The 1,058-nt window shown below is 66.2% G+C and carries 1 protein-coding gene; it reads left to right on the plus strand.

The window, feature by feature from the left end; all coding sequences use genetic code 11:
- Positions 1 to 188 precede the first annotated feature (188 nt).
- A complete protein-coding gene (locus ACIREE_RS42720; RefSeq protein ID WP_404165004.1) occupies positions 189 to 818 on the plus strand; it encodes a hypothetical protein in 630 nt (209 codons plus the stop codon).
- Positions 819 to 1,058: the final 240 nt, after the last annotated feature.

Genomic DNA, 1,058 nt, shown 5'->3' on the forward strand with positions numbered 1-1,058 from the left:
GTACCGCTTCGTGTGCTTGCTTCCCACCTGGTGCTACTTCCTCTGGAACCTCAAGATCCCAGTCTCCAGGTGTCCACGATCAAGGGGAAGCTCCATACAGCCTGAATGGCCCAATGCTGTTCTCGAACGGGAGATCTGAGTTGCAGTTCACGGTTCGCCACCCGCTGTCTGGTAGACCCGCCATAGCCATGCTGGCGCTCGCCGGTATCACTGCAGGCGTACTGATCGGCCGGGCAGGGCTTCGCACCGTGGTGGGCTGCGGCGCCGCCGACGACCCCTACCCCTCGCAGAGCGCAGCGGACTGGAAGGCTGGCGCGGACCACGTGGTCGTGGCGCTGCCGACTGCCGAGCGCGACAGCAACCGGCACGACCTCGCCAAGGGACCGGTGCGGTACACGATCGACCGCGCACTGACGCTCCGAAAGGAGAAAGCGCTCTGGTCCGCCGCCACCCCCCGGCATGAGTTGGGAAGCGAGTTCGACATGACCGCGCCAGGCTGGTCGGTGTACCGGAACGGCAAACGAATCAAGGGCACGGCTCCGAAGGCACCCCGGCTCGAGACCGGTCACACATATGTCCTTGCCCTGCGCTGGGACGCAGGCCACTGGGTGGTTCTCGGAGAGGGCGCCGCCGTGCCGTTCGACGACCATGTGGCGGGGCGGGGGGAGTGGTGCGGCCAGGTGCTGAGCGAGGACGACTTCGCCAAGGGCGAGCGGTTCTCACAGCGCGACGGCCACAGCCTGGAGGGGACCGTACGGGGACGAGACGAAACGGCCGTCCTTCGGGAACTCGAAAAGGCGAGCGCCAAGCGGCTGTAACGCGGTGCAATGCCCGGCCTTCGTCCGCCGCGCGTAGCGGCACGTCAGCTCCGGTATCTGTTCAACGAACGTGCGATGCGAGCACGCGGCGTTCTCGCATCTGTACCGACGTGCTCGCAGCCGGATTTGCTTGCCTCGTCTAAAGGCAATGCTGTTGCTTTACGGGCTGGCGGGTTGGGGTCGTTGGATGCGGACGGCTTGAACGCCGGCGCGGGCGGGCTGGGGCCAGTTCTGGTGTTC

Source organism: Streptomyces sp. NPDC102467, assembly GCF_044765445.1.
GTDB lineage: Bacteria > Actinomycetota > Actinomycetes > Streptomycetales > Streptomycetaceae > Streptomyces.

What these genes read in the sequence shown, in the direction of transcription:
- ACIREE_RS42720 (WP_404165004.1), top strand. Translation starts at nt 189, where the DNA reads ATGCTGGCGCTCGCCGGTATCACTGCAGGCGTACTGATCGGCCGGGCA.